Source organism: Micromonospora yongxingensis (assembly GCF_052601155.1).
The window spans coordinates 54,558-78,321 of sequence record NZ_JBQXEO010000004.1; the positions used below are offsets into that span (position 1 = coordinate 54,558).

Annotated in this window: 24 protein-coding genes; 17 read left to right on the forward strand and 7 right to left on the reverse strand. The window is 72.9% G+C overall.

Annotated features, from left to right (window positions below; all coding sequences use genetic code 11):
• Window positions 1-45: 45 nt before the first annotated feature.
• Window positions 46-816, forward strand: a complete 771-nt coding sequence (locus tag ACTWLT_RS07570; protein WP_445317691.1) for a hypothetical protein — start codon at window positions 46-48, stop codon at window positions 814-816.
• A 73-nt stretch (window positions 817-889) separates the two neighbouring features.
• On the opposite strand, the gene corA is transcribed toward ACTWLT_RS07570, so the two are convergent.
• The 4 genes from corA to ACTWLT_RS07590 all read right to left on the reverse strand — a co-directional run bounded on the left by corA (window position 890) and on the right by ACTWLT_RS07590 (window position 4,517).
• Window positions 890-2,035 (reverse strand): magnesium/cobalt transporter CorA, encoded by a 1,146-nt coding sequence (corA, locus tag ACTWLT_RS07575; RefSeq protein WP_445317692.1) that lies wholly within the window; start codon window positions 2,033-2,035, stop codon window positions 890-892.
• A gap of 327 nt (window positions 2,036-2,362) precedes the next feature.
• On the reverse strand, window positions 2,363-3,457 hold the full coding sequence (locus ACTWLT_RS07580; RefSeq protein ID WP_445317693.1) for an aminotransferase-like domain-containing protein: 1,095 nt from the start codon (window positions 3,455-3,457) through the stop codon (window positions 2,363-2,365).
• A gap of 106 nt (window positions 3,458-3,563) precedes the next feature.
• Window positions 3,564-4,022, reverse strand: coding sequence for an ester cyclase (locus ACTWLT_RS07585; RefSeq protein WP_445317694.1), 459 nt, complete (start codon window positions 4,020-4,022; stop codon window positions 3,564-3,566).
• Window positions 4,023-4,124: 102 nt separating this feature from the next.
• Window positions 4,125-4,517 (reverse strand): CBS domain-containing protein, encoded by a 393-nt coding sequence (locus tag ACTWLT_RS07590; protein ID WP_252416852.1) that lies wholly within the window; start codon window positions 4,515-4,517, stop codon window positions 4,125-4,127.
• 114 nt (window positions 4,518-4,631) lie between these two features.
• On the opposite strand from ACTWLT_RS07590, the gene ACTWLT_RS07595 reads away from it, so the two are divergent.
• The 5 genes from ACTWLT_RS07595 to ACTWLT_RS07615 all read left to right on the forward strand — a co-directional run bounded on the left by ACTWLT_RS07595 (window position 4,632) and on the right by ACTWLT_RS07615 (window position 8,408).
• Window positions 4,632-5,081, forward strand: coding sequence for an NUDIX hydrolase (locus ACTWLT_RS07595; protein WP_445317695.1), 450 nt, complete (start codon window positions 4,632-4,634; stop codon window positions 5,079-5,081).
• Window positions 5,078-5,845: a hypothetical protein gene (locus ACTWLT_RS07600; RefSeq protein WP_445317696.1), complete on the forward strand. Its 768-nt coding sequence runs from the start codon at window positions 5,078-5,080 to the stop codon at window positions 5,843-5,845. Before ACTWLT_RS07595 ends, ACTWLT_RS07600 begins: the two co-directional genes overlap by 4 nt.
• A gap of 79 nt (window positions 5,846-5,924) precedes the next feature.
• On the forward strand, window positions 5,925-6,656 hold the full coding sequence (locus tag ACTWLT_RS07605; RefSeq protein WP_252417137.1) for a phosphocholine cytidylyltransferase family protein: 732 nt from the start codon (window positions 5,925-5,927) through the stop codon (window positions 6,654-6,656).
• Window positions 6,644-7,711: an iron-containing alcohol dehydrogenase family protein gene (locus tag ACTWLT_RS07610; RefSeq protein WP_445317697.1), complete on the forward strand. Its 1,068-nt coding sequence runs from the start codon at window positions 6,644-6,646 to the stop codon at window positions 7,709-7,711. Before ACTWLT_RS07605 ends, ACTWLT_RS07610 begins: the two co-directional genes overlap by 13 nt.
• Window positions 7,686-8,408, forward strand: a complete 723-nt coding sequence (locus ACTWLT_RS07615) for a CDP-alcohol phosphatidyltransferase family protein (protein WP_445317698.1) — start codon at window positions 7,686-7,688, stop codon at window positions 8,406-8,408. Before ACTWLT_RS07610 ends, ACTWLT_RS07615 begins: the two co-directional genes overlap by 26 nt.
• Window positions 8,409-8,676: 268 nt before the next feature.
• Here ACTWLT_RS07615 and ACTWLT_RS07620 read toward each other — a convergent pair whose 3' ends face one another.
• Window positions 8,677-9,948: a glycosyltransferase gene (locus ACTWLT_RS07620; RefSeq protein ID WP_445317699.1), complete on the reverse strand. Its 1,272-nt coding sequence runs from the start codon at window positions 9,946-9,948 to the stop codon at window positions 8,677-8,679.
• An 80-nt stretch (window positions 9,949-10,028) separates the two neighbouring features.
• Between ACTWLT_RS07620 and ACTWLT_RS07625 the strand changes: the two genes are divergently transcribed.
• The 10 genes from ACTWLT_RS07625 (at window position 10,029) to ACTWLT_RS07670 (ending at window position 21,428) form a co-directional block, all read left to right on the forward strand.
• Entirely contained in the window at window positions 10,029-10,889 is an 861-nt protein-coding gene (locus ACTWLT_RS07625; protein ID WP_252416858.1) for an Fpg/Nei family DNA glycosylase, read from the forward strand.
• Between the two features lie 264 nt (window positions 10,890-11,153).
• Window positions 11,154-12,725 carry a sugar transferase gene (locus ACTWLT_RS07630; RefSeq protein WP_252417138.1) on the forward strand — a complete coding sequence of 524 codons (1,572 nt, stop codon included), beginning with the start codon at window positions 11,154-11,156 and terminating at the stop codon, window positions 12,723-12,725.
• A gap of 40 nt (window positions 12,726-12,765) precedes the next feature.
• Window positions 12,766-13,992, forward strand: coding sequence for a sensor histidine kinase (locus ACTWLT_RS07635; protein WP_445317700.1), 1,227 nt, complete (start codon window positions 12,766-12,768; stop codon window positions 13,990-13,992).
• A 31-nt stretch (window positions 13,993-14,023) separates the two neighbouring features.
• On the forward strand, window positions 14,024-14,785 hold the full coding sequence (locus ACTWLT_RS07640; RefSeq protein WP_445317701.1) for a LytR/AlgR family response regulator transcription factor: 762 nt from the start codon (window positions 14,024-14,026) through the stop codon (window positions 14,783-14,785).
• A 65-nt stretch (window positions 14,786-14,850) separates the two neighbouring features.
• A complete protein-coding gene (locus ACTWLT_RS07645) occupies window positions 14,851-15,510 on the forward strand; it encodes a DUF5701 family protein (RefSeq protein WP_445317702.1) in 660 nt (219 codons plus the stop codon).
• A 172-nt stretch (window positions 15,511-15,682) separates the two neighbouring features.
• On the forward strand, window positions 15,683-16,360 hold the full coding sequence (locus ACTWLT_RS07650) for a response regulator transcription factor (RefSeq protein ID WP_445317703.1): 678 nt from the start codon (window positions 15,683-15,685) through the stop codon (window positions 16,358-16,360).
• A gap of 29 nt (window positions 16,361-16,389) precedes the next feature.
• Window positions 16,390-17,439, forward strand: a complete 1,050-nt coding sequence (locus tag ACTWLT_RS07655; RefSeq protein ID WP_445317704.1) for a sensor histidine kinase — start codon at window positions 16,390-16,392, stop codon at window positions 17,437-17,439.
• Window positions 17,436-19,328, forward strand: coding sequence for a DUF4153 domain-containing protein (locus tag ACTWLT_RS07660; RefSeq protein ID WP_445317705.1), 1,893 nt, complete (start codon window positions 17,436-17,438; stop codon window positions 19,326-19,328). Before ACTWLT_RS07655 ends, ACTWLT_RS07660 begins: the two co-directional genes overlap by 4 nt.
• A 44-nt stretch (window positions 19,329-19,372) precedes the next feature.
• Window positions 19,373-19,786: a DUF485 domain-containing protein gene (locus tag ACTWLT_RS07665; RefSeq protein WP_252416865.1), complete on the forward strand. Its 414-nt coding sequence runs from the start codon at window positions 19,373-19,375 to the stop codon at window positions 19,784-19,786.
• A gap of 1 nt (window position 19,787) precedes the next feature.
• Entirely contained in the window at window positions 19,788-21,428 is a 1,641-nt protein-coding gene (locus tag ACTWLT_RS07670; protein WP_252416866.1) for a sodium/solute symporter, read from the forward strand.
• A 13-nt stretch (window positions 21,429-21,441) separates the two neighbouring features.
• On the opposite strand, the gene ACTWLT_RS07675 is transcribed toward ACTWLT_RS07670, so the two are convergent.
• The gene (locus ACTWLT_RS07675; protein ID WP_445317706.1) at window positions 21,442-22,302 is read right to left on the reverse strand and encodes a hypothetical protein; all 861 of its coding nucleotides are present in this window, start codon (window positions 22,300-22,302) and stop codon (window positions 21,442-21,444) included.
• Window positions 22,295-22,795, reverse strand: a complete 501-nt coding sequence (locus ACTWLT_RS07680; RefSeq protein ID WP_445317707.1) for a SigE family RNA polymerase sigma factor — start codon at window positions 22,793-22,795, stop codon at window positions 22,295-22,297. Before ACTWLT_RS07680 ends, ACTWLT_RS07675 begins: the two co-directional genes overlap by 8 nt.
• Before the next feature lie 172 nt (window positions 22,796-22,967).
• On the opposite strand from ACTWLT_RS07680, the gene ACTWLT_RS07685 reads away from it, so the two are divergent.
• Window positions 22,968-23,732, forward strand: coding sequence for an ABC transporter ATP-binding protein (locus tag ACTWLT_RS07685; RefSeq protein WP_252416869.1), 765 nt, complete (start codon window positions 22,968-22,970; stop codon window positions 23,730-23,732).
• Window positions 23,733-23,764: the final 32 nt, after the last annotated feature.

The following is a 23,764-nucleotide window of genomic DNA, read 5'->3' on the forward strand; positions in this document are numbered from 1 at the left end:
CCCATGTGCCCGATCTGGCATCGCGGAGGCATCCGAAGGTGGAGGATGACGAAGGAACAACTCCCAGGAGGTAGGACCGTGTTTGGAATCGGGCGGCGCAAGTCCCAGGGGCAGCTGGCGAAGGCCGAGCTGAACCAGAGCATCAGCCACCTGGTGCAGGCAGCCAACCACGCCGCCAAGGGCGCCGGTGCGACCGTCGGCCCGCGGGTCCAGGTGGCCCGAGGCTACGTCGGGCCGGCCGCGACGAAGGTGCGCGACCGCGCGTCGACCGGCTGGGGGACGACACTCACCACGCTGGCACCGCTGGCCGCGGCGGCCCGTGATGGCGCCGCCCAGGCGGGGCCGCTCACCAGGAAGGCCAGGTCGAAGAACATGCGGATCACCGGCAAGAAGAAGCAGCCGCGTCGTCGCGGCTCGATGATGACCGGCCTGCTGGCGGCGGGTGCGATCGCCGGCCTGGCCGGCGCGGTCGCCCTGCGTCGCCGCCGGGAGCAGCAGGAGTGGGCCGAGTACGACCCCACCCGCACCCTGGAGCCGATGCGCGACGAGGTGGACTCGATCGAGGTGCGGACCCCGTCCGCCACCAGCAAGGGCACCGACGGGTCCGCCATGGCCGGGATGACCGGCGCGGGCAGCTCGGCGGTCGCCGGCGGCGACAGCGCCAGCACCACGGGCACGGCCAAGCCGACCAGCGTCCGCCCGACCGACAAGGTCCCCTCGGTCGCCGAGGGCGCCAAGGACGCCTCCGGGCGTCCGGCCGACGACCTCACCAAGGCGCTGGGCAAGGACACCGCCCGCACCAACGGCCGCCGCTGACCTCAGCGGCAGCGCACCGAGCGCCGGCGAAAGCGGGGTCCTCCCCGCCCGCCGGCGCTTCTGCGCGGTCGGCTCAGAGCCAACCGTTGCGGCGGAACCAGCGGTAGAGCGCCAGGGAGACGCCGAGCATGAGGGCCAGGACGACGGGATAGCCGTACGTCATCCTCAACTCGGGCATGTTGTCGAAGTTCATCCCGTAGATGCCGGCGATGGCCGTCCACACGGCGGCGATACCGGCCCAGGCGGCGATCTTGCGCATGTCGTTGTTCTGGTCGACGGTGACCTGGGCCAACCGCGCCTGCAGGATCGAGTTCAGCAGGTCGTCGTAGGAGTTGACCTGTTCGACCGTGCGGCTCAGGTGGTCCTGCACGTCCCGGAAGTAGCGGCGGATCTCCTTCGGCACGTCCCGGTTGGCCTGCGTGGTCAGCGTCATCAGCGGCCGTTGCAGCGGCACCACCGCCCGCTTGAACTCCACCAGCTCCCGCTTCATCTGGTAGATCCGCTGGATCCGGCCGTGGCTGTTGCGGTCGAAGACCTCGGCCTCCAGCATGTCCAGGTCGTCCTCGAGCTGGTCGGCGACCTCCAGGTAGAGGTCGACGACGCGGTCGGTCACCCCGTACGCCACCGCCCACGGGCCCTGGAGCAGCAGCTCCTGCTTGGTCTCCAGGTCGGCGCGCACCGGGGAGAGCCGGCAGGCATCCCCGTGCCGGACGCTGATCAGGAAGTTCGGGCCGATGAAGAGCATCACCTGGCCGGTCTCCACGACCTCGGAGTTCTCGGTCAGCTCGGCGTGCTCGCAGTACCGGGCGGTCCGCAGCACCAGGAAGCTGACGTCGCCGAACCGCTCCAGCTTGGGGCGCTGCTCGGCCTTCACCGCGTCCTCGACGGCGAGCTCGTGCAGCCCGTAGGTCTCCGCGATGGCGGTCATCTCCGCCAGCTCGGGCTGGTGCAGCCCGATCCAGACGAAGCCGTTCTCCTCGCGGCGCGCCGCGGCCAGGGCCTCCGCGTACGTCCAGTCACCGGGTTGCCGCTTGCCGTCGACGTAGAGCGCGCAGTCGACCACGCCGCTGCGACCGGTGCCGGTGGGGGCCGGCGCGGGCGTTGAGTCGTCGGCGTTGAGTATCCGGGTCATCGCCCGGACCGGGGACGGCCACGCCCGTGGTCGCAGCACCCGGCCGGTGTTCAACGGCGTCCGGCCCCGCTCTTCCCGATCCGTCATCGCGCCACCTCCCCACGCTCAGCTGCGGCTTGCAGGCTACGCCGGTCGCGGCCGAGGGCACGGGTGACGGCGGTCGCACGGGGGCGGCGCCGGGCGGGCCGGGCCGCATCGGGGGGGTGCGGGGACGACACGGCCCACCCGGCGCCCTGTGGGGGCGGGGGGTTGTGCTGCTCGCGTCACCCGGGGGCGGCGGGGATGAGCCCGGCGACGGGCCGTGACAACCGCTGCCACTGATGAGTGACGCTCGCAGCATTGTGAGCCGCCGGCCGCCCGGGCGGGAGTCCCGGGACGGCCGGCATCGTCGTTCTGTCGGGAACCCGACAGAAATCAGCTCCGGACGGCCTCCGCGGCCGCCGCCAGCCGGCGGACACCCTCGTCGATCCGGTCGGCGGTCACCGCCGAGAAGGCCAGCCGCAGGGCGTGCCGCCCGCCGTCCAGCACGAAGTCGCTGCCCTTGACCACGGCGACCCCACGCTCCGCCGCCGCCGGGGCGAGCCGGTCGACCAGCACGTCCTCCGGGAACTCCACCCAGAGGAAGTAGCCGCCGTCGGGCTCCACGAACCGAGCCTCCGGCAGGTGCCGCCGCAGCGACTCGGCGAGCACCTGGGCCCGCTCACCCAGCGCCGCCCGGACGGTCTCGATCGAGCGGTCGATGTCACCCGAGACGCAGAACTGGTGCACGATCGCCTGGGACACCATGCCCGGCGAGATGTAGAGGCTGGTGGCGTTCTTGGCGATGTCCGCGATCAGGTCCGCCGAGCCCACCAGGTATCCGACCCGCACGCCCGGACAGACCGTCTTGGTGAAGCTCGACGCGTGCACCACCACGTTGCGGGTGTCCAGCGAGAGCATCGACGGCAGGGCCTCGCCGCGGAACCGGATGTCCGCGTACGGGTCGTCCTCGAAGATCGTGAACTCGTACTCGGCCGCGAGGTCGAGCAGCTCCCGGCGCTTCTCCAGCGAGAGCGTCACGCCGGCCGGGTTCTGGTAGTTCGGGATGACGTGCGCGAGTCGCGGCCGGACACCGGACTCCAGCAGCTTGCGCAGCTCGGCGGTGTCCAGGCCGTCCGGCTGCACCGAGACACCGTGCAGCTCGCTGCCCATCCGCTGGAGGTTGAGCAGCGTCCGGTCGTACGTCGGCCGCTCCACCACGACCGAGTCGCCCGGGCGGACCAGGTGGTCGAAGAGGAACGCGTCGGCCTGGAGCGATCCGTTGGTGACCAGCACCTGGTCGGCCGCGACCCCGTGCTTCTCGGCGATCCACTTCCGCAGTGGCACGTAGCCGACGGAGGTGCCGTACGCCGTGACCCCCGCGGGGTCGGCGTCGAAGGCGCGGACGGCGGCGGCCTTGAGCCCCTCGACATCGACGATGTCCAGCGAGGGAGCCCCACGGGCGAAGGAGATCAGCTGCTCGGCGGTCATGGATGTTGAGCGTACGGGCGGCGACGGGGGGCGCGCGGACGGCACGGCGATGTCCGCATCCTGAGCCACCGGGTCGGGTGACCCGACTCCACCGGACGGCGACAGATCAGACCGGAAGGGCGAGCGAGTCGTGCTGCGCGGCCCGGGAAAGTCCCTCCAGCTGCACGCCGAGCGTGTCGAGGAGCTGGCTCCAGTCGAAGTAGGACCGCCAGGCGACGATCCGCCCCCGACGGGCCCGCACCACGTCGGCCACCTCCCAGCCCACCATCCGCCCGGTGGGCGCGACGGTGCCGAACGGCGAGTGCAGGGTGCCGGTGTGGGTGCCGGTCAGGCGCAGCTCGGCAGCCACTCCACCGGCCGTACGCACCGCGCCCAACGGGTCGACCCGCAGGTCCGGGAAGGCCCCCGTCCAGGTACGCAGCAGCGCTGGCAGCTCGATCGGGCGGACGGTGACACCGGGCATGGCGTAGAACGCCTCCGGGGCGTAGAGATCCGGCAGCCGGGCCACGTCCCGACGCAGGAGCATGGCGTACTGCTGCTCGACCAGGCGCTCCGCGTCACGCATCGGGCCCTCCCCTGCGGGCCACGGCACCTCCGCGCCCGCAAGGAATCCCTACCCGTCGATCCGGCCCGCACACCTGTTCGCCGGGATCCCCTGCGGGACAGGTCAGGTCGCGGCCACCGCCTGACTCTCGGCCCAGACCCGCATGATGTCCCGAACGGAGATCACGCCGGCCACCTCGCGGCCGTCCAGCACCACCAGGTGCCGGAAACCGCCCCGGGCCATCGCGGCGGCCGCCTCGGCCACCGTCCACTCCGGGCCGGCGTAGACCACCTCCCAGGTGAGGTGGGCGCCGGTGCGTTCCACGTCGCAGTCCAGGCCGGCGCCGATGGCCTTCAACACGTCGCGTTCGGTCATGATCCCGATCCCCTCGGAGTCCGGGTCTATCACGACCGCCGACCCGACACCGCGGGCCGACATCATCCGGGCCGCCTGGCGGAGCGTGTGCTCCGGACCGACGACGAGGACCTGGCTGGACATCGCTTCCCGTACCTGCATCACGCATCACCCCTTTGGGACGGTGGCATCCGGTACGGACATGGTGGTCCGTGAATGTTTTCTGAACAAGACCGGGCATCGTCGCGGCACCCGACCGCTCGCTACTGTCGAGCGGTGTCCACCGAGCCCCTGCGCTGCGCCGGCGCGCTGATCGTCGACCACGACGGCCGCATCTTCTTTCAGCGCCGATCGCCGTACCGGCGCCTCTTTCCCAACTGCTGGGACATCGTCGGTGGCCACCTGGAGCCGGGCGAGGAGATCGACGAGGCGCTCCGCCGGGAGGTCACCGAGGAGACCGGCTGGATCCTGTCGCACGTGCTCGGCCAGGTGGGCGAATACCAGTACGTCGGCGACGACGGCCTGGCCCGGATCGAACACGACTTCCTGGTCCGGGTGGACGGCGACCTCGACCACCCGACGCTGGAGGCCGGCAAGCACACCGAGTACCGCTGGCTGGCCGAGCACGAGGTGACCGTGCTGGACGAGCACCGCGACGTCAACGACGGGCTGATCCGGCGGATCGCGGAGGAGGGCTTCGCCGTCCTGCGGTCGATCGGATTGTGAACACCGTCGAGCTGGCGCCGCACCGGTTCGCCGGGCTGCTCGCACCGGCCGTGGACCGGGCCTTCCGCGCCGGCATGCTCGCCGGCCGCGACGGTGGCGGCGCCGAGCTGACCCAGCGGTACGGCGGACCGGCGGCGGCCGGCTTCCTGGTCGACCTGCGTACCCGGCTGGCCGCACCCGGAGGCACGGTCGACGCGCCGGGGTTCGCGGCGATCACCCGGTACCACGACCCGGTCGTCTGCCAGCGGACGGTGGACAAACACGTGGCGCACGGGATGCTCCACCGCAGCCCGGACGGCGCGCTCTGGGCCACCGAGCGGGGTGCGGCCTTCCTCACCGAGCTGTACCAGGTGCACGCGGAGGTCACCGAGGAGCTGTGGGCCGGGCACGACGAGCGGGTGTCCCGCCTGGTGTCCGCGCTCGGCCGGCTGCTCTCCTACGCCCTGGTGCTGGCCGACGAGGAGGGGGACCGCAGGGGCTCGGCCTTCGCCGCGATGGCACCCCCGCACGAGCCGGACGGCACCCCGTCGGGGGTGCTACTGCTCAACCGCCTGGGCACGCTGCGCTACCACCGGGCCGACGCGCACGCCGCCGCCTGGACCGCCGCCGGGCACACCGCCACGAGCATCGCGGCCCTGCCGGCCGGCCCCGAGCGGCTCGCCATCGAGCTGGAGACCGACCGTCGGGCGGCCGGCCCGTACGCCACGCTCGGCGCGGAGGAGCGGCTGACCATGCTCGCCGACCTGGCGGCCCTGCCCGGCTGACCCGGTTGGCCGGAGCCGCGCGGCCACCCGGGGCTATCCTCCACCGGTGACGGGGAGCAGGACGAGGGAGGATGTGCCGATGATCGGGATGGTGCTCGCTGCCGGGGCCGGGCGCCGGCTGCGCCCGTACACCGACACTCTGCCCAAGGCGTTGGTGCCGGTGGACGGCGAGACCACGATCCTGGACATCGCGCTGGGCAACCTGGCCGAGGTCGGGCTCACGGACGTCGTGATCGTGGTCGGCTACGCGGCGGACGCGGTCCGCGAGCGGCAGGCCGACCTGGAGAAGCGGTACGGGGTCACGCTCACCCTGGTGCACAACGACAAGGCCGAGGAGTGGAACAACGCGTACTCCCTCTGGCTGGCCCGCGAGTACTTCGCCCGTGGGGTGCTGCTGGTCAACGGGGACACCGTGCACCCGGTGAGCGTGGAGAAGACCCTGCTGGCCGAGCGCGGCCCGGGGATCCTGCTCGCGGTGGACACCCTCAAGCCGCTGGCCGAGGAGGAGATGAAGACCACCTTCGACGCCGCCGGCCAGCTCACCCGGATCACCAAGCTGATGGACCCGGGCGAGGCGTACGGGGAGTACATCGGCGCCACGCTGATCGAGCCGCAGGTCGCCGACGCGCTCGCCGACGCCCTGGAGGCGACCTGGCGGCGTGACCCGAACCTCTACTACGAGGACGGCTACCAGGAGTTCTCCGACCGGGGCGGGGAGGTGCGGGCGGCGCCGATCGGCGACGTCCCGTGGGTCGAGGTCGACAACCACGCCGACCTGGCCCGCGCGCGGGAGATCGCGTGCCGCTACTAGCCCGTAGCGTGCTCACCCCGCTGCACATCGACGTGCGGCGCGGGGCGGTGGCCGACCTTGGCGCGATCCTGGCCGACGGGCGGATCTCCGCCGGCGGTGACGTCGCGGTGGTGGTCGGGCCGGGTCAGGGCTCCCAGATCGCGGAGTTGATCCGACCGTCTCTGCGCTCGGCGGACGTGTTCACCGTCGCCGGGGGGACCCTGGACGCCGCCGACGACCTGGGCGGCAAGCTCCGCGCCCGCTCGTACGACGCGGTGGTCGGGATCGGCGGCGGCAAGACGATAGACGTCGCCAAGTACGCGGCCACCCGCCGCGGGCTGCCGATGGTGTCGGTGGCGACCAGCCTCGCCAACGACGGGATCGCCTCCCCGGTGTCCAGCCTCATCACCGATGGAATAAAGGGCTCCTACGGGGTGCACATCCCCATCGCGGTGATCGTCGACCTGGACTTCGTGGAGAGCGGCCCGGACCGGCACAACCGGGCCGGCATCGGTGACGTGGTCAGCAACATCAGCGCGCTCGCCGACTGGGAGCTGGCTCGGAAGGTACGCGGCGAACCGGTCGACGGGTTGGCGGCCTCCCTGTCCCGGGCGGGCGCGGAGGCGGTGCTCAACCATCCCGGCGACATGACCGACGACGCGTTCGTCACCGTGCTGGCCGAGGCGCTGATCTCCAGCGGCCTGGCGATGGCGGTCTGCGGCACCAGTCGCCCGTCCAGCGGCGGCTGCCACGAGATCATGCACGCCGTCGACGCGCTGTTTCCGGGCACCGCCTCGCACGGCGAGCTGGCCGGGCTGGGTGCGCTGTTCTGCACCTGGCTGCGCGGGGATCTGCGCCGCTTCGGGGAGATGTCGGCCTGCCTGTCCCGGCACGGTCTGCCCCGGCTCCCCGCCGAGGTGGGGCTCACCGACGAGCAGTTCGTGGAGGCGGTGCAGTTCGCGCCACGTACCCGGCCGGACCGGTACACCATCCTCGAACACCTGGCCCTGTCGCCTACCGGGACGCGGGAGCGGCTGGCAGACTACGCCGGTGCAATCCGCGACCAGCTTGGCTGACCCCCGTCCCACCGTCGCCGACTTCCACCGGGTGAACCGGGGCGGCGGCCTGTTCAGCGAGTCGATCAGCCAGTGGTTGGGGGCGGTCTTCGCGCTGGTCGCCCAGCGCCTCGGGCTGCGCCCGACCGCGCTGACCATCACCAACCTGGTGCTCGGACTGGCCACCTCGGTCGCCGTGGTCGCGCTGGCCGGCCCGGTCGCCGACGGGGGCGTACCGGCCTGGGTGGTCGGCCTGCTCGCCCTGGTCGGGTGGCAGGTGGCGTACTCGCTGGACTGCGCCGACGGGCAGCTGGCCCGGGTGACCGGCCAGGGCAGCGCGGCCGGCGCCCGGGTCGACGTGCTCTGCGACGTGGCCGCGCAGATCGCCCTGGTGGCCGCGCTCGCCGCCACCGCCGTGGCGCAGGAGCCGTCGACCCCGACCTGGCTGGTGGCCACCTTCGCCGGCACCTGGATGGTCAATCTGGTCACCTCGGTGATGCAGGCCGGCCCGAACGCCGCCAGCATGGTCACCTCGACCTCACTGCCGGTCCGCCTGGTGAAGCTGGTCCGTGACTACGGCGCGGTGATCTTCGTGGCCGCCCTGGTGCTGGCCGTGGCCCCCGCGCTGGTCCTCTGGGTGATGGTCGCCTTCACCATCGTCAACGGTGGCTTCCTGCTGGCGAGCATCGCCTTCTCCGCCCGCGCCTCCGTGCGCTGACCCGCCGCGCCCGCGCGCCGCCCGTCCGCAAGATCCACCCAACTTCCCCGAAGTTGCTGCCTCCGGCCGGCGGGAGACCCCAACATCCCTGATGTTGCGCGGATCTTGCGGGCAGATCCGCCTGCCCGTCCGCAGCGCCGCGCGGGAGGGCGGCGGCGGCGCGGCGTCCGCCGCCAAGATCGCGCTTGATCCAGGATGTAGTGGCCTCGGAACAGCCGGATGGGACTACTTCCTGGATCGAGCGCGATCATGCCGGGCGGGACGGGGTTCAGACGTGGTTGGGGGTTCGGGCCATGCCCGCGTAGACGTCGATGAGCTGCTTGGTGACCACGTCGGGGTGGAACGCGCGCTCGTAGCGGGCACGGGCGGCCAGGCTCAGCCCGGACGCACCGGCGCGGGCGACCGGAAGGGCGGCCGCGAGCGCGGCCGGCTCCGGGGCCACCACCCAGCCGGCCTCGCCCAGACCGATCCCCGCCGGCATGGGTGACCCGCCGCCGCCCCCGGCGACCGCGGAGGCGATCTCGGCGGGCCCGGTGCCGGCGGGCTCGTGCGGGGCGTCCGCCCCCACCAGGTACGGAATGCCGCCCAACGCCGTGCCGAGCACCGGCCGGCCGCTCGCCAACGCCTCGATGATCACGGTCGGCAGCACGTCGTGCCACATCGAGGCGGCGATGACCACCGCGCTCGCCTCGACCGCCGCCCGCACCCCGGCCCGGTCGAGCTGACCCAGGTAGACCACGTCGGGTCGCTCGGCGGCGGCGGCCTCGACCAGCGACCGGAGCTCGCCGTCGCCGGCCACCCGCAGGGTCCCCAGGGTGCCGACCGGATGCCGACGCCACGCGTCCAGCAGCAGGTCGACGCCCTTCTCGGGGCTCAGCCGGGCCATGTAGAGGAACCCGTCGCCGAGCGGCGCCGGTCGACCCGGGTCGGGTACGGAATTCGGCTTCACCACGATGCGTTCGTCCGGAATGCCGTATTCGCGTAGGTGATCGGCGATCGCCGTGGTCAGCGCCACGTACCGGTCCACCGACCGCCAGGTGCCCCGGTGCACGGCCAGGGTCGTCGCCATCAACGCGCTCTGCGCCGCCGAGTCGCGGTAACAGCGGTGCCTAATCGCCGGCACGCCCAGCGCCCGGCCCTTGCAGTCCTGGCAGATCACCCCGTCCCGGAAGTAGATCCCCGAGGAACAGACCTGCCGGTAGTTGTGCACCGTCTGGACCACCGGCACGCCGTGCCGGTGCGCCGTCCGCACCACCCAGGGCGAGAGCAGCGGGTACGGGTTGTGCAGGTGCAGCACGTCCGGCCGGTGCTCGGTGAGCAGCCGGCTCAGGTCGTGCTGGGCGCGCGGAGCCCAGATCGGCGAGATCGGCAGCAGAGCCTTGGCCGCCTTCGACATCGACGGGATCTCGTCCGAGCTGCGGATGAACGGCAGCACCTCGACCCCGGCGGCGGTGAGCTGAGCGATCTCCGAGTCGACGATCGTGTTCTCGCCGGAGGGCTGGGCTTCCCGGTACCGGTTGTGCGCCACCACGATTCTCACGGAGCTCGCCTTTCGTTCGCGATTGCGGGACTCGCAAGCTCATTCCTCGCGCTCACCGGAAAGAAGGCTACCGTTGTGTCGTGCCCGAACTACCGGAGGTTGAGGCGCTCGCGGGTTACCTGCGGCAGCGCGCGGTGGGGCGGCGTGTCGACCGGCTGGAGATCGCCGCGATCAGCGCCCTGAAGACGTACGACCCGGCACCGACCGCGGTGGCCGGTCGGGCGGTGGTCGACGCCCGCCGGCACGGCAAGTTCCTCGACGTGCTGTTCGAGGGCGACCTGCACCTGCTGGTCCACCTGGCCCGGGCGGGCTGGTTGCACTACCGGGAGGCGTTCCCGACCACCACCCCGCTGCGGCCCGGCAAGGGCCCGATCGCGGTACGCGTCCGCCTCGACGACGGCTCCGGTTTCGACCTCACCGAGGCCGGCACCCAGAAGAAGCTCGCCGCGTACCTGGTCACCGACCCGGCGGAGGTGCCCGGGGTGGCCAAGCTGGGCCCGGACGCGCTCGCCGCGGACCTGCCCACCTTCGTCGAGCGGCTGCGCAGCCGGCGCGGGCAGGTCAAGGGAGTGCTGACCGACCAGTCGGTGCTGTCCGGGGTCGGCAACGCGTACTCCGACGAGATCCTGCACGCGGCCAGGTTGTCCCCGTTCGCGATCACGGACCGCCTCACCGACGACCAGCTCGCCACCCTGCACGCGGCCACCCGGCAGGTGCTCGGCGACGCGGTCGAGCGCTCCCTCGGCCAGCGGGCCGCCGAGCTGAAGGGCGAGAAGCGCTCCGGGCTGAAGGTCCACGCCCGCACGGGGCTGCCGTGCCCGGTGTGTGGGGACACCGTGCGGGAGGTGTCGTTCGCCGACTCCTCCCTCCAGTACTGCCCGACCTGCCAGACCGGCGGCAAGCCTCTCGCTGACCGTCGGTTGTCTCGACTCGTACGGTGAGTAATTCCACTCGCCGACTACGGAGCGGAATCGACCCGACTGAGCCGAAGCTCCGGTCCACCGTTCTCGCCACAGGCGCATCCATCGGTATAGTGGCCCGGTCCCCGGCTTCTGAAATGGTGCGGAGCCGGCCAGATCCCGCCGGCACCATCGGTCGCCAATCTCCTTCGGGGCAACGACCGGTCGGAGCCCGCGTGGGAGACTGGGACGGTGGGCGACCCGGGCCCTCACTGCGAGTGAGCGGCACGTGTCATGCGGGAGGACATGGGTGAGGTGACGGCAAGCCTCCAGCGCCCGGTAACCAACGAAGGCCGGAGCAGACTCGTGCGGCACGTCGACAGCTTCGAAATCCAGCCGCCGACGCCGCCGTCGCACAACGGTGTCCCCAGGTCGGCATGGGCCAGGGCGCGACGCCGTGTCTCCCGCTGGCACCGCCCCTACACGGCGATCCTCCTGGTGCTCGACTTCGCCGCGGCGGCGTTCGCCAGCTGGATCGCGATTCAGCTCTTCGACCAGGCCGCCTCCGGTTTCACCGGCACCCAGCAGGACCCGACCTGGTTCCACACCGTCTCCTACCTGCTGCTGCCGCTCGGCTGGGTGGTCATCCTCTGGAGCAACCGGGCCTACGACCGGCGCTATCTGGGGCTCGGGCCCGACGAGTTCAAGCGGGTGATCCGGGCCGCCGTGACGGTCGCGGCCAGCGTCTCCTTCCTCGCGTTCGCCACCAAGACCGCCCTGTCCCGGTGGACGGTCGGCACGGCGCTGCTCGGCGCGCTGTTGCTGATCCTCTGGGGCCGGTTCGTGGCCCGCTGGGCGCTGCACTACATCCGCCGGCGGGCCGGGCAGGCCGCGCACCGGATGGTGCTGGTCGGCACCCTGCCGGAGTGCCTGGAGGTCTACGCGGCCGTCACGCGCAGCCCCAACGCCGGGCTGGTGCCGGTCGCCATCCACATCACCGACGGTTACGCCGCCGCCCGGGGAATGCCGACCCCGGTGCCGGTGCACGCCGGCCGGGACGTTCTGGCCCTGGTCCGGGAGGTCGGCGGCGACACCATCGCGGTCTGCGGGTCGGCCAGTGCCGAGCCCGGCGAGCTGCGCCGCCTGGCCTGGCAGTTGGAGGGCTCCGGCGTCGACCTGGTGGTCGCACCGCAGCTCACCGACATCGCCGGCCCCCGGGTGCACATCCGGCCGATCGAGGGTCTGCCGCTGCTGCACGTCGAGGAGCCGACCCTCTCCGGGCCGGCGCTGCTCGCCAAGAACCTGATGGACCGGGTCGCCGCCGGCCTCGGCCTGCTGCTGCTGATCCCGCTCTTCCTGGCCGTCGCCGTGGCGATCCGGATCTCCGACCCCGGGCCGGTCTTCTTCCGCCAGCCGCGGGTGGGGCACGAGGGGCGCACGTTCCGGGTGTGGAAGTTCCGGACCATGTACGTCGACGCCGAGGACCGACTGGCCAGCCTGGTCGACCGGAACGAGACCGACGGCATGCTGTTCAAGATGAAGGAGGACCCCCGGGTCTTCCCGGTGGGCCGTTTCCTGCGGGCCTCCTCGCTGGACGAGCTGCCGCAGCTCATCAACGTGCTCTGGGGTGAGATGTCGCTGGTCGGGCCCCGCCCGCTGCCGGCCGACGACGGCGACTTCCTGGGCGACGTGCGCCGCCGGCTGCTGGTCCGCCCCGGCATGACCGGCCTGTGGCAGGTCTCCGGCCGCTCCGACCTGTCGTGGGACGAGTCCGTCCGGCTGGACCTCTACTACGTCGACAACTGGTCGCTGGCGTACGACCTGAGCATCCTGTGGCGCACCGTCGGAGTGGTGCTCGCCCGCAAGGGCGCCTACTAAGGGGGTTGGCGGACCGGGCCGCAGGGGCCAGGATCGCTGCGTGGGTGGCAACCTCTCCGCCGTCGTCGGCGTCGTCTCACTGGTCACCGCGCTGACCGCGGCCCTACTGGCCGTACTGCGGCTGCGCGCTCGTCGGGGCATCGCCACCGCCACCCAGCGGGCCACCTACGAGGTGCTGCACACCGCCGGGCTGGCGGCCGAGCCACTGCGGGCGGGGTTGAGCGCGGCGGGCGCGGCGAAGGCCGTACGCCATCTGCGTGCCCTGGTCGGCGCGGCCGGGCTGGCGCTCACCGACGCCGACGTGGTGCTCGCCCTCGACGGGCGCGGCACACACCACGGCGAGCAACTGCTCGCGGCCGCCCGGCGGGCCATGGAGACCGGGCGCTCGACGGTGCTCAGCGAGCAGGATCTGCACTGCGACCGGGTCGACTGCCCGGTACGGGGAGCCGTCATCGCGCCCCTGCACGGAGCGGACGGCCGGGTGGTCGGCGCGCTGGTGGCCATCGCCGACAGCCCGCCGGCGCCAGGGCTGGTGCAGGCGACCCTGGAGACCGCGCACTGGGCCGGCAACCAGCTCGCCCTGGCCGAGCTGGACTCGTCGCGGGAGCGGCTGGCGCGGGCCGAGATCCGGGCGCTGCGCGCGCAGATCAGCCCGCACTTCATCTACAACGCGCTGACCGCCATCGGCTCGTTCGTCCGCACCGACCCCGAGCGGGCCCGGGAGCTGATCCTGGAGTTCGCGGAGTTCACCCGGTACTCGTTCCGGGCGCACGGGGAGTTCACCACGCTGGCCGAGGAGCTGCGGTCGATCGACCGCTACCTGACCATCGAGCGGGCCCGGTTCGGCGACCGGTTGCAGGTACGGCTGCAGATCGCCCCGGAGGTGCTGCCGGTGACGCTGCCGTTCCTCTGCCTCCAACCGCTGGTGGAGAACGCCGTCCGGCACGGGTTGTCCCGCAAGCCGGGCACGGGCATGGTGAGCATCGAGGCCCGGGACGCGGGCGCCGAATGCCACATCACCGTGGAGGACGACGGGGTGGGAATGGATCCGACCACGCTGACCGCCGGCATCGCCGAGCTGGCCCGCAGCACCGGCGACCCGGGCGACGACCCGGGCCAGCACGTCGGCCTCTCCAACGTCGACGAGCGGATGCGGTCCGTCTTCGGGGACCGGTTCGGCCTGGTCGTCGAGACCGGGCTGGGCTCGGGCACCAGGGTGAGCATGCGGGTGCCGAAGTTCCACCCCGGCGTGCGGGCCGGATCGTGAGCGCGCACGGCGAGCGACCCGGGGCCGCCGAGTGAGCGCGTCCGGGTTTCTCCGGGTGCTGGCGGTGGACGACGAGCCGCCGGCGCTCGACGAGCTGGCGTACCACCTGCGGGCCGACCCCCGGGTGGCCCGGTTGCACACCGCCGGGGACGCCACCGAGGCGCTGCGGCTGCTGCGCGACGGTGACGTGGACGTGGTCTTCCTCGACATCCGGATGCCCGGGCTGGACGGCATGGAGCTGGCGCGGGTGCTGCGCCGGTTCGCCCGGCCACCGGCGATCGTCTTCGTCACCGCGTACGACGACGGCGCGGTGGACGCCTTCGACCTGGGGACGACGGACTACGTGCGCAAGCCGGTGCGCGCCGAGCGGCTGGCCGAGTCCCTGCGCCGGGTGATCGGCTCGCGGGTCGTCCCCTCGCATCCGGCGGCGCTCGCCCGGGCCGAGGAGGACCCGACCATCCCGATCGAGCTGGCCGGCACCACCCGGATGCTGCCCCGCTCGGCGGTGCGTTGGGTGGAGGCGCAGGGGGACTACGCCCGGTTGCACACCGCCGAGGGGTCGCACCTGGTGCGGGTCTCACTCGCCACGCTCGCAGAGCGGTGGGCCGACGCCGGTTTCGTCCGGGTGCACCGCTCGTACCTGGTGCAGTTGAAGTTGATCGCGGAACTGCGCCTGGTCAACTCCGGCTACGTGGTGGTGATCGACGCAACCGAACTGCCGGTGAGCCGCCGGCACACCCGGGAGCTGAAGGACAAGCTCGTCAGAGCGGCGAAACAGGACTGGAATCGCTGAGCCGGGAATGGAACGACAACTTCCGTACGTTGTACGCTAGTCCGTACGACTTCCGGGAGGCCGCCGTGTCCGCTCCGTTCGACGCCGAGACCGAGTTCGACCGCCAACTCGACCGACTGGTGCAGTTGGGCTACCCCGCCCTCGCCGACCTGACCGAGGCCGCCTTCCGCGACCTGGTCGCACCGCTGCGAGCCAGGGCGGTCGAAGGCTCCGCCGGCCTGCCCGCGCCCACCGAGGCCCGGGTGCCGTTCCTGCTCGTCACCACGCGCGACCTGATCGGCGTGGAGGCGCGGCTGGAGCTCACCACCCTGGCCGGCAAGCGCAAGCCGGGCTTCCTCGACCGGCACTACGCCGAGGATGACCTGCGGCGCTTCGACCCGATCAAGGAGCTGGAGGTGCCGGACGGGCCGGCGTACCTGCTCTTCGACGTCGACCGGGGCGAGGAGTTCCGCAACCTGGCACCGGCCACCGCGATGGAAGGGATCACCGCTCAGGGCCGGCTGCCGCTCACCATCGACGAGGGGCTCGCCTTCATCACGCTGTACCCGGCCGCGCTGGCCAGCAACAGGTGCTTCTCGCTGGTCGGCTCCCGGTGCGGCGACAAGCGGGTGCCGGCGCTCTGGATCAGCCAGGGCGCACCGAAGTTGGGCTGGTGCTGGTACGGCAACCCGCACACCTGGCTCGGCTCCGCCTCGGCCCGGCCGGAGCGCAGCGGACTGGAGTGACCCGTTGACGGGTCGACGAAGCGGGGCCGGTGGCACTCCCACCGGCCCCGCTTCGTGCCCGGAGGCGGCACGAGGTTCTTCCACGGGTTATCCACAGGGGTGACTCGTTCTCCACAGGTTATTCACAATGCCACCCACTGATCTCCACGCCGGCTCCCTACAGTCAGGGCCCATGAGGGAACGCCGGGTACTGGTCGTCGAGGACGAACGAACCATCGCCGAGTCGGTCGCCGCACGACTGGGCGCCGAGGGATTCGCCGTGGAGATCGCGGCGGACGGTCCCAGCGCGGTCGAGCGGTTCCGGACCGGACAGCCCGATCTCGTCGTCCTCGACGTGATGCTTCCCGGCTTCGACGGCTTGGAGGTGTGCCGCAGGATCCAGGCCGTCCGGCCGGTGCCGGTGCTGATGCTCACCGCCCGGGACGACGAGACGGATCTGCTGGTGGGGCTCGCGGTCGGCGCGGACGACTACCTCACCAAGCCGTTCTCGATGCGGGAACTGGCCGCCCGGGTGCACGTCCTGCTGCGTCGGGTGGAACGGGCCGCCGCGCCCGTGCCACCCGCCATCCGCCTCGGCGACATCGAGATCAACGAGGCCGAGCGGCGGGTCCGCCGGGCCGGCGCGGACGTGCACCTCACGCCGACCGAGTTCGACCTGCTCGTCCATTTCGCCGGGCGGCCCCGCACGGTGCTCCCCCGCGAGCGGTTGCTCGCAGACGTCTGGGGGTGGGCCGAGGGGAGCGGCACCCGCACGGTGGACAGCCACGTCAAGGCACTACGCCGCAAGCTGGGCGCCGACCTCATCCGCACCGTGCACGGGGTCGGCTACGCACTGGAGGTGTCGTCCTGAGCGCCGTCCTGCTCGCCCGCCTCGACCGGGTGCTGGAGCTGCTGCCCCGCCCGCTGGATCCGGTGCGCTCCATCAAGCTGAAACTGGGCGTCCTGCTGGTCGCCTCCGGCGCGGCCGGGCTGGCCTACTTCTCGTACGGCATCGGCTGGCCACCGCCGGTGACCTCGGCGACCGCCATCGCCGTCGCCCTGCTCACCTCGCAGGTGCTCGCCCACGGCATGACCTCACCGCTGCGGGAGATGACGGCGGCCGCCGGAGCGATGGCCCGGGGCGACTACACCCGCCGCGTACGCGCCACCTCCCGTGACGAGGTCGGTGAGCTGGCGCAGGCGTTCAACAAGATGGCCGAGGACCTGCACGCCGCCGACCAGCGCCGACGGGAGCTGATCGCGAACGTCTCCCACGAGCTGCGGACGCCGATCACCGCGTTGCAGGGCGTGCTGGAGAACATGGTGGACGGCGTGGCCGCGCCCGAACCCGCGGCACTGCGCTCGGCGCTGTCCCAGACCGAGCGGCTCGGCCACCTCGTCGCCGACCTGCTCGACCTGTCCCGCCTCGACGCCGGGGTGGTCCCGCTGCGACGGGTCCGCATCGACGTCGGGGACTTCCTCGACGAGGCGGTGGAGCACGCCACCGCGAGCGCGAGCGGCGCCGGCCTGGACGTGCACTTCCGGCTCCGCGAGCTGGCGACGCCGCTGACCGTGCACGCGGACCCGTGGCGGCTGCACCAGGTGTTCGCGAACCTGCTCGACAACGCCGCGCGGCACAGCCCGGCCGGCGGCACCGTACGGGTGAGCGTGGAGGAGCAGGCCGGCCAGCTCCGCTTCGAGGTGAGCGACGAGGGCCAGGGGATCCCGCCGGCCGAGCGCTCCCGGGTGTTCGAACGGTTCACCCGCGGCGATCGGTCGGCCGGCGGCGGGACCGGACTCGGCCTGGCCATCGCCCGGTGGGTGGTCGAACTGCACGGCGGCCGCATCCGGGTCCTCGACCCCGCCGGATCGTCCGCGGGCCCCCAGCCCGGCTGTCGAATCCAGGTCACCATCCCCAGCGACGGACCACTTCGAGAAGAGGCCGCATGACCAGCCCCGGCAGTACGCAGGTCCCGCCCACCGGTCCGAGAGTGCCGGCTCCCGCTGCGGCTGGCCCGCCCTGGGCCGGGCACGGACCGGCACTCCCGCCGGCGGCTGGCCGGCCCCAACCCTGGCCCGCGCCGCCGGTCGGGCCCCGGCCACCGTCGCTGCTCCAACGTCGTTGGCCGGGGCCGTCCGGCGCCGCCCACCCGCTGGCCCTGGGCGCGCTGACGGCGGCCGCCGCGATCGGTGCCTCGGCGCTGCCGATGGTCCGCCCCGGCGTCGGCTGGCTGGTCGCCGCGCTGGCCGCCACCGTCGCCCTCGTCACCGCCGGAGTCGCCCGACGCGGGACGAACCCCCCGGCGGGCGTGCCGCAGCAAGCCGGCTCAGGCACGGCAGCAGGCGTCCCAGCGGCGCCGGCCGGGGCACCGGAGGCGACCGCCGACGCCCCGGCCACCGCGGCGCCGCCCACGACCGCCGCACCCGCCCCGACCGCCAGCACCCCCACGACCGCCGCAGCGCCGACCTCACCCCCGACTCCGCCCACGACCGCAGTGCCGCCCACGACCGCCGGGCCGGCCACGACGGATGCGGCGGCCACCACCCGTCCCGGTGCCACGGGGGCACCGGGGCGGGTGGCGCAGGTCGCCTGGGCCGCCGCCACCGTCGCACTGGTCGCGGTCGGCTCGGTCCGCGCCGCGGGCTGGCTCTTCGTGTTGTGCCTCATCGCCGCCGCGGTCACCGCGACGCTCGCGGTGACCGGCGGGCGAAGCCCGTTCGGGATGCTGCTGGCCGCCACGCTGCCGCCGGCAGCCACCTTCCGTGCGCTCCCCTGGGCGGTACGCGGACTGCGCCGTACGCGGTCGGCCGGCCCCGGGGTCGGGCGGATCCTGACCAGCCTCGCGGTCTCGGCCGGGCTGCTGACGCTGTTCGGTCTGCTCTTCTCCTCCGCCGACGCGGTCTTCGCCGACCTGCTCTCGGGTCTGCTGCCCGACATCTCACCGGCCGGTGTCCTGGGCTGGCTGGTCCGCCTGCTGCTGATCGGCACGGGCCTGCTCGGCTGCGCGTACCTGGTCAGCCGCCCACCCGACCTGGAAGGGCTGCGGGCGGCGCCGACCAGACCGGCGCACCGGCTGGAGTGGATCCTCCCGCTGGCGCTGCTCGACGCCCTCTTCGCCGCGTTCGTGCTGGTCCAGTTGACGATGTTCTTCGGCGGCGCGGGTCATGTGCTGCGGACGGCGTGGCTCACCTACGCCCAGTACGCGCGCGGCGGTTTCTGGCAACTGCTCGCCGTCACCGCGCTCACGCTGCTGGTGATCGCCGTCGCCGCCCGCCGGGCACCGCGGGCGACGCGGGCCGACCGGCTGGTGGTCCGCACACTGCTCGGCACGCTCACGGTGCTGAGCCTGGTCGTCGTCGCCTCCGCCCTCTACCGGATGCAGGTCTACGCCGACGCGTACGGTGCCACCCGCCTCAGGCTCGTCGTAGCGACCGTCGAGCTGTGGTTGGGCCTGCTCTTCGTCCTGGTCGGGGTGGCCGTGGTGCGGCTGCGGGCCGACTGGCTGCCCCGGCTGGTGGTCGGCACGGCGGTGCTGGCGCTGCTCGGGTTGGCCCTGGTGAACCCCGATCGGCTGATCGCCGACCGGAACGTCGACCGGTACCTGGAGACCGGCCGGCTGGACGTCGGGTACGTCTCCCGGCTGTCGGCCGACGCCGTGCCGGCGCTGGACCGGCTGCCCGAGCCGATGCGGACGTGCGCGCTGCGGGAGATCGCCGCCGAGTTGCCCCGGGACGGCCTCTGGGCGGCGAACCTCGGCCGGGAGCGGGCACGGCGCGAACTGGGATCGACGACGGCGACCGCCATGGCGGTGGACTGTCCCGGTCCGCGGCGGTGGTGAGCGGGACCGCTTGACAATCCCGCAGGGCGGGCGAGACTGCCGAGGTGGCCAAGCAACTCCCTGACGTCGGGTCGGGCGGTGCGGTACCGCCGCCCCGGCGGACCCGGATCGTGCTGGCCGAGATCACCCGACCGGACAGCCGGGCCGAGCGGACCCGCACCGAGCTGGCTCAGCAGACCCAGGTCGGCGAGGCGCTGGTCCGCGGCCTGGTCCGGGCGCAGCTCGCTCTGGCGCTGCGGCTCTCGCTGGTGGTGGCGATCGGGCTCGGCGGGCTGCCCTGGCTGTTCGCCATCGCGCCGTCGCTGGGCCGGACCACCGTCGCCGGCGTCAACCTGCCCTGGCTGCTGCTCGGTGTGGCCTCCTTCCCGTTCCTGATCGCGGTGGGCTGGGCGTACGTGCGGCTGGCCGAGCGCAACGAACAGGACTTCACCGACCTGGTGCAGCGGCCGGAGCGCTGAGGTGGGCAACGACTACGTGGTCCCGGCCATCGTCGCGGTCACCCTGGTCACCGTGGGGATCGGCTTCTACGGGCTGCGGCTGGCCCGGACCACCTCCGATTTCCTGGTCGCCTCCCGGGCGATCAGTCCGACCTGGAACGCCGCCGCGATCGGCGGGGAGTACCTGTCGGCGGCGAGTTTCCTCGGCATCGCCGGCCTGGTCCTCAAGTACGGCGTGGACGTGCTCTGGTATCCGGTCGGCTTCGCGGCCGGCTACCTGGCGCTGCTGCTCTTCGTGGCCGCGCCGCTGCGTCGCTCCGGCGCGTTCACCCTGCCCGACTTCTGCGAGCTGCGGCTGGGCTCCCGCCGGCTGCGCATCCTGGCCACCGCGTTCGTGATCTTCATCGGGTGGCTCTACCTGGTGCCGCAACTACAGGGCGCCGGGCTCACCCTGGCGACGGTGGCCGGCTCCCCGTACCCGGTCGGTGCCCTGCTGGTGGCCGCCGTCGTCACCGCGAACGTGGCGCTCGGCGGGATGCGCGCCATCACCTTCGTCCAGGCGTTCCAGTACTGGCTCAAGCTGACGGCGCTCGCCGTACCGGCGATCTTCCTGGCGTTGCAGTGGCAGGCCGACGCCCGGCCCGCGGTGACCCCGCCCGACGGGCCGACGTTCCGGACCGCGACCACCGTCGTGGTCGAGCACCGCGCGACCCTCACCCTGCCCGACGGTGACATCCGGGAGGTACGCCCCGGCGACGAGCTGACCTTCGCCGCCGGCGACCCGGTGCCGGAGGTGTCCGGGGTGGCGAACGACGCCAGCGACTGGCTGCTGCCCAGCGCCGCCGGCGACGACGACCGGGGCCTGTTCGCCACGTACTCCCTGATCCTGGCCACCTTCCTGGGCACCATGGGCCTGCCGCACGTGCTGGTCCGCTTCTACACCAACCCCGACGGCGCCGCCGCACGCCGGACCACCCTCGTCGTGCTGGCCCTGGTCGGCGCCTTCTATCTGCTGCCCACCCTGTACGGGGTGCTCGGCCGGATCTACACCCCGCAACTGCTGATCAGTGGGCAGACCGACGCGGTGGTGGTGCTGCTGCCCGGCGCGGCCCTCGGCGACGGGCTGGCTGGGCGGCTGCTCGCCGCGCTGGTCGCGGCGGGCGCGTTCGCGGCGTTCCTGTCCACCTCGTCCGGGCTGCTGACCAGCGTCGCGGGCGTGATCTCCACGGACGTGCTCGGCCGGGGATCGGTGCGCGGCTTCCGGCTGGCCACGGTGATCGCCGGCGGCGTGCCGGCGGTGCTGGCGCTCAACGTCTCGGGACTGGACGTGTCGCAGGTGGTCGGGCTGGCCTTCGCCGTCGCCGCGTCGAGCTTCTGCCCGCTGCTCGTGCTCGGGATCTGGTGGCGCGGGCTGACCGACCTGGGCGCCGCCGCCGGGGTGCTGGTGGGCGGCGGCGCGGCGATCGGCGCGGTGCTGGTGACGGTGCTCGGCGCGCCGCTGTCCGGCTGGCCGGCCACGCTCATCGCGCAGCCGGCCGCCTGGACGGTGCCCCTGGCCTTCATCGTGATGGTCGCGGTGTCGGTGGCGACCCGTCGGCGGGCTCCCGCCGACGTCGCCGCCACCATGCTCCGCCTGCACACCCCCGAGGCCCTCCGCCTGTGACGATTCGTCGCTGTCAGCAGGCGTCGGTGCCGAGGCACAGTCGATCGGCCACCCGTCGCGCCACCTGCCGGACGTCCGCCTGGTCGGTCAGGGTGTCCAGCCACACCTCGGCGACCAGGTCGCCCTGCCGGACGAAGAGCGTGTAGCTGACCACGCCCTGGGCGTTGAACCTGATCAGAAGCGAGCCGTCTCCGACGAATCCGGAGTCGAGAATCGACAGCGAACTCTGCTGACCGTCCGGTTCGCATTCGTTCACCGTCCGCCGGACCCAGTCCATGGTCGCCTTCGCGCCGTCGGCGGAGTATCGCCGCACCCGCTCGACGACCGTCGACTCGACGGGTTTGCGGAACACCGCCCCCCGCTCGGCTCGCTGCTCCGCCGTCGGGGTAGGCGTGTCCGCGCAGACGTACATGGCGGCAAAGTCGAACGACCAGTCACCATCCATGTCACTTCCGTCCGCCCGGTAGCCGGACGGCAGGTCCGACGCGCGCAGCAGCGCCGCCGTCGGGATGGCCGGGCTGGTGGAACCGGTCGTCGACCGGCCATCGGCCGTGGACGGGCTCGACGGTGGCCCGGCAGGGTTGGTGCCGGTTGGCGGCGGCGGAGACGGGGTCGGGGTCGGGGTGGCCGACGGCGCGGGTGTCGGCGTGGGCGATCCGGTGGCCGGCAGCACCGGCGTCGGCGCGGCGTCCGGGCCACCGGCCAGGGCCACCGCGCCGGTGGCCACCACCGCCACGGCGACCGCGCCGGCGAGCACCGCCGCGACCCTCGTCCGGCGGGTACGCCGACGGCCACGCTCACGCACCTGCTCGGTCGGGGCCCAGGTCAGGTGCTCGGTGTCGCGGTACATGTCGGTGAAGAGCTGATCAGGCATTGCTGACCTCCTCGGGGAGGGTGGTGCCGAGCAGAGGGGCGAGGGCGTTGCGGCCCCGTGCGAGCCGGGCCTTGACGGTGCCGACCGGAACGCCGACCTGGTTCGCGATGTCCGCGACGGAGAGGTCCGCCAGGTGATGCAGGACGATCGCCTCGCGCTGCTCGGGCGACAACCGGCGTAACGCCGCCACGAGGGCGACGGTGTTCTCCGACGGTGGCCCCGCCACGGCGGGTGGGCCGTGCCGCCGGTGGGCGGTGATCCCGTTGCGGATCTTGCGCCAGCGGTTCTGCAGGAGACGGTGGCCGACGACGCGTACCCACGCCTCCGGGTCGTCGTAATCGGCGATGCGCTGCCAGCGCTGCCAGGCCCGTACGTACGCCTCCTGCGCGGCGTCCTGCGCCTCGTGGAGGTCGCCACCGAGCGCGTACAGCACGGTGACGACCCGATGTCTGGTGGCTCGATAGAACTCCTCGAACCCCTCGTCCTTGTTCACTGGCCCCTCCCCGTGTCGCTTCTGCCACTGTCACCCGCCAGGACGACGGCCGGTTGCCTCCGGGTCGAACACGGCGTGCCGTTCATCGCGCGGCCGCGTACGTCTCGGGGAGGAGGACGGCTCCGCCCCACGCCGGAGGGCGGAACTGGCGATCGACGGATAGCGTCGGCGCATGACTGTTGAGCAACCCGCGCTCGCACTGCGTGGCCTGGCCAAGCGGTTCGACGGCACGATCGCGGTGGCCGGCGTCGACCTCGATGTCCCCGCGGGCTCCTTCTACGGCCTGCTCGGGCCGAACGGTGCCGGCAAGACCACCACCCTGTCGATGGCGGTGGGGTTGTTGCGGCCCGACGCCGGCTCGGCCTGGGTGCTCGGCCACGACGTGTGGCGGGACCCGGTCACCGCCAAGCGGCTGCTCGGTGTGATGCCCGACGGGGTGCGGCTGTTCGACCGGCTGACCGGGGCGGAGCTGCTGGCGTACAACGGTCTGCTGCGCGGCATGGACCCGGCGGTGGTCGACCAGCGGGCCGCGGAGCTGCTGGACGTGCTGGCGCTCGGCGACGCCGGCCGGACGCTGGTGGTGGACTACTCGGCGGGCATGAAGAAGAAGATCGGCCTGGCGTGTGCGCTGCTGCACGGCCCCCGGGTGCTGGTGCTGGACGAGCCGTTCGAGGCGGTCGACCCGGTCTCCGCCGCGCTGATCCGCGACATCCTCACCCGGTACGCGGCCGGTGGCGGCACGGTGGTGTTCTCCAGTCACGTCATGGAGGTCGTCGAGCGCCTCTGCTCGCACGTGGCGATCCTCGCCGCGGGCACCATCAAGCGGGTGGGCACGATCGCGGAGGTACGCGGCGACCGCTCGCTGGAGCAGGTCTTCGTCGAGGTGGTCGGCGGGCGTACGGCCACCGGTGAGGAGCTGTCGTGGCTCTCCCAGTGAGCGCCGCGACCGTGCCCGCCGGGCCGGTCCGC